The following is a 3,801-nucleotide window of genomic DNA, read 5'->3' on the forward strand; positions in this document are numbered from 1 at the left end:
ATTGTGGTCATCTATCAGTCCATCGTGATGTCGAGGTCATTCGCACTGACCCGTAGAACGTCACCGTTCGAAATCGTCTTGGACGCCGTCAGCGTTGCGTAGGCAATCATGTTGCCGCCGCTTACCGCGTCAAACACCGCAACGCTGGTGATAGTTCCCCAGTCGGCAGTGGCAACGTCAAACTCAACCGCAGCCGAGTTGGTTGCCAAGTTGCCGCTCACAGTGAATGCAACGGACTTGCGTGCATACGATCCGCCAGACACCTCAGTGCCGCCGCCTGCGTCAGACGGGGCAACGGTAAACAGGCCGATATACCAAGCGGTCGGGCGGGTAACAGCGTCAGCCGTCAGCAGCCATTTCAGTGTGGTGGTTTCAAAGGTGTCGGACAGGCTCATTTGTAACTCCGAATTTTCATGCGAAGCCCAGTGCCGCTAAACTTAGCTGCGTCCGACTTCTGGTTAAGAGCATCAACTGCTTTCTGATACAACGCAAGCCATGTAGCCACACGCGCATCGTCGTTAAGGAATGGTGCGCTGTGAACCAGGGCACCGTAGAGATAAACGTCTGCATACTGCTCAAGCAGCCAGTTCCCCCTCCCCCGGTACCTGCACAAACCCTTTATCTGTCGAAAAGTACCCCCAGGCCACAATTTTTCAGAAACACGTGATTTTTTTTTGCATCAGCCCCAAGGGGGGCATGTCTGACGAAGCCTGTTCCACTGGTGCATGTCCAATCCGTTAACATACTAACCTGAGCATGTTACAAAACTGCTCTTTTCTTAACATAGGAGACGATGATGGAATCGTTTGAAATTAACATCGAAGATTTGATGGGTCTGGCTTCGGGCTCTCGTGGACATCCTGTATGGGATCGTACTGTACCAATCAAAAAAATAAACGATACACACAATGCATATCTTGCTGGTGAGATCGATGAGCCTTTCCACTACAACGAGCTTTGTAGTGTGCTTGAAGCTGCTGAGGAAGGCGAGACTGTTGTACTTCACATCAATACTGGTGGCGGTTACATCGACTCAGCCTTCAAGATCATTGCTTCGATCAGACGATCTAAGGCAAAGGTTATCGCCCGACTTACTGGCACTGTAGCCTCTGCTGGCACCATCATCTCTCTTAGCTGCGATGACGTAGAGGTCGAGGATTTCACACACTTCATGATCCACAACTACTCCACAGGTACACGTGGTAAGGGTCATGAGGTTATGGACTATATCAACTTCAACGATAAAGCCCTGAAGAAAACCTTCACCTATATTTACAGCGGCTTCCTGAAGCCTAACGAGATCAAGGCCGTTATCGATGGTCGTGATATGTGGCTCGACGCTGACGATGTTCGTAAGCGCTGGAAGCTGAAACAAAAGGAGACAAAATAATGTCAAAGATGCTGTTCGTAGACATTGAGACAGCACCGATCCTCGCAAACGTCTGGGGCCTATGGAAGAACAACGTAGGCCTCAGTCAGATCGAGACTGATTGGTACATCATGAGCTTCTGTGCAAAGTGGGCGGACAGCGGTGACGTAATTTATATGGATGGTCGCTTCACACCTGAAGATGACTACGACATGTTGCTGGAGCTTCACAAGCTGCTTGATGAGGCTGACTTTGTTGTTGCCCATAACGGTGACAAGTTCGATATCAAGAAGATCAAGGCCCGTATGATTATGAGTGGTCTTCGTCCCCCTGCACCCTTCAAGACAATCGATACCCTGAAGATCGCAAAGAAAGAGTTTGCTTTCACCTCGAACAAACTTGCGTATCTCACAGACGCTCTCTGCGATACCAAGAAGCTGGACCACGCTAAGTTCGCTGGCTTCGAGCTATGGGCACAATGCCTGAAGGGTAATATGGATGCATGGGATGAGATGAAGGACTACAACATTGTAGACGTACTCGCTCTTGAAGAGCTCTATTACGTTATGCGTCCTTGGTATTCGTCACATCCAGCCGTTAGTGCCTATGATGACAACGAGGAGCTTTCCTGCCCTAAGTGTAACTCTACGGACGTTCACAAGCGTGGGTTCTTCTACACCAACAAAGGCAAGTTCCAACGCTACCGCTGTTCATGCTGCGGCGGCTGGTCGTCAAGCACATACACTGAAAACACAAAAGAGAAACGTCAGTCACTTCTGGCTGCACGATAGGAGACAAAATGAGCCTACTTAAAACTTACCGCAATCCACTGGTTCCCCGTAACCTCACCGAAATCCTTAACGACTTCCAAGGTGCTTTGTACTCCATCGCACAACACGCAATCAGCAAAGAGGATGTTGTGACCCTCGTAGCCTTTTACGCAGAGTACGGCGTGGCTTACTTGGACTACATCGCATCTACCTTCGAGAAGCCTAAGGGTGCCTCCGACACTATGACGTTTATGAATAGTGTGATTGCTGAGGCTATCAACGAGGCTGGCCTTCACTACTACAACAAAGAACGTGGTTGGTCGGTTGTCGATAAAGCTATCCAAGCCTCGCTAGACAATGGTGGTATGGCTACCACTAACGACATCATCGCTATCCTTGATGAGATCGAAGAGAGCTACATCGAAGAGGAAGAAGTATTCTTTGAGGATGTACCTGTAGCGGAAGAGGAATAACAATGATTGCCCTGCGAGAATGCTCTTGCGGGGCGACCGCCTACACTCAGGAAGATTTGGAATTATTCTGTAAACAACCTGAGTGTAAATATGGTCGTTCCAATAGATGTAAAAAATGTCAAAGCATTATAGCGTCTGACTCGTATAAAAGAAACAAGCACAAGAGCTACCCAAGTAGTGCAGAGCGGAGACGTGAGATGAAACGCCTAGCAGTAGAGCTAAAGGGTGGAAAGTGTGCTAATTGTGGTATCGAATATAATGGAGAAAATGCAGTTATATTTGATTTTCACCACTTAGACCCAACACAAAAAGATTTTTCAATTAGCAACAAAAGACGCCTGACAGATGAAGTCATAGCAGAACTAAATAAATGCGTCCTTCTATGTTCTAATTGTCACAGAATGGAGCATAAAGCATGATTGCATTGATAGATGCGGATAGTCTTTTGTACAAAGTAGGCTTCGCAATTGAAGACAAAGTAATCTGGAATGAGCAGGAAGTTGCTCTAGGACTAGAGGAACCAGAGATTGAATACTACACTGACATCGAACAGTGTAAAACAACCTTTGAGCAGATGGTGGACAACATCGTCTTTGCTACTGACTGCGATAGTGCTTACCTTGTGTTCTCTGGTAAGGGCAACTTCCGACTAGACCTACCAAGCTCCTACAAAGAAAACCGCAGCGAGACACGCAAGCCTCTAGGTTATCAAGAGCTACGTGACTTTGCTGAAGACGTATATCACTCATATACCCCAGAGGGTATGGAGGCCGATGACTACGTTGTCTATATGAAGACAACATACCCTGAGGACTATATTCTTTGTGCTATCGACAAAGACGTTCTGTACCAGACTGTAGGTACTCACTACAACTATGGTAAGGATGAAGAGGTTACGGTAACTGAGTGGGAGGCGATTAAGTTCGCCTACTACCAGACCCTCACGGGGGATACATCGGATGGCTACAAAGGTGCTATTGGTATAGGTCCTGTAAAGGCTAATAAAATCTTAGCTAACTGCGAGACCGAAGAAGAGCTCTGGAAGGCTGTTGTAGCCACATACGAAGAGCGTGGGCAGACAGAAGAGGAAGCTATTTGGACTATGCGTCTGGCTAATATGCATCAGTATGATGGCACTAAAATTGTGTTATGGAAGCCACACTTTCAATAGACGGACATATTAGAAAAG

The 3,801-nt window shown here is 47.4% G+C and carries 7 protein-coding genes; 5 read left to right on the forward strand and 2 right to left on the reverse strand.

The window, feature by feature from the left end; all coding sequences use genetic code 11:
* Positions 1-14 precede the first annotated feature (14 nt).
* Both AC1QQ2_RS13775 and AC1QQ2_RS13780 read right to left on the reverse strand, forming a co-directional pair.
* Positions 15-395, reverse strand: coding sequence for a phage tail fiber protein (locus AC1QQ2_RS13775; protein ID WP_479713555.1), 381 nt, complete (start codon positions 393-395; stop codon positions 15-17).
* Entirely contained in the window at positions 392-649 is a 258-nt protein-coding gene (locus AC1QQ2_RS13780; RefSeq protein WP_479713556.1) for a phage adaptor protein, read from the reverse strand. The genes AC1QQ2_RS13775 and AC1QQ2_RS13780 overlap by 4 nt, the downstream gene beginning before the upstream one ends.
* Positions 650-796: 147 nt before the next feature.
* On the opposite strand from AC1QQ2_RS13780, the gene AC1QQ2_RS13785 reads away from it, so the two are divergent.
* The 5 genes from AC1QQ2_RS13785 (at position 797) to AC1QQ2_RS13805 (ending at position 3,783) form a co-directional block, all read left to right on the forward strand.
* A complete protein-coding gene (locus tag AC1QQ2_RS13785) occupies positions 797-1,390 on the forward strand; it encodes a Clp protease ClpP (RefSeq protein ID WP_479713557.1) in 594 nt (197 codons plus the stop codon).
* Positions 1,390-2,160, forward strand: coding sequence for a ribonuclease H-like domain-containing protein (locus tag AC1QQ2_RS13790; RefSeq protein ID WP_479713558.1), 771 nt, complete (start codon positions 1,390-1,392; stop codon positions 2,158-2,160). Before AC1QQ2_RS13785 ends, AC1QQ2_RS13790 begins: the two co-directional genes overlap by 1 nt.
* Before the next feature lie 8 nt (positions 2,161-2,168).
* The gene (locus AC1QQ2_RS13795) at positions 2,169-2,612 is read left to right on the forward strand and encodes a hypothetical protein (protein ID WP_479713559.1); all 444 of its coding nucleotides are present in this window, start codon (positions 2,169-2,171) and stop codon (positions 2,610-2,612) included.
* Positions 2,613-2,809: 197 nt separating this feature from the next.
* Positions 2,810-3,031, forward strand: a complete 222-nt coding sequence (locus AC1QQ2_RS13800) for a hypothetical protein (protein WP_479713560.1) — start codon at positions 2,810-2,812, stop codon at positions 3,029-3,031.
* A complete protein-coding gene (locus AC1QQ2_RS13805) occupies positions 3,028-3,783 on the forward strand; it encodes a hypothetical protein (protein WP_479713561.1) in 756 nt (251 codons plus the stop codon). The genes AC1QQ2_RS13800 and AC1QQ2_RS13805 overlap by 4 nt, the downstream gene beginning before the upstream one ends.
* Positions 3,784-3,801 lie beyond the last annotated feature (18 nt).

Source organism: Aestuarium sp. (assembly GCF_023253315.1).
Lineage (GTDB): Bacteria > Pseudomonadota > Alphaproteobacteria > Rhodobacterales > Rhodobacteraceae > Marivivens > Marivivens donghaensis.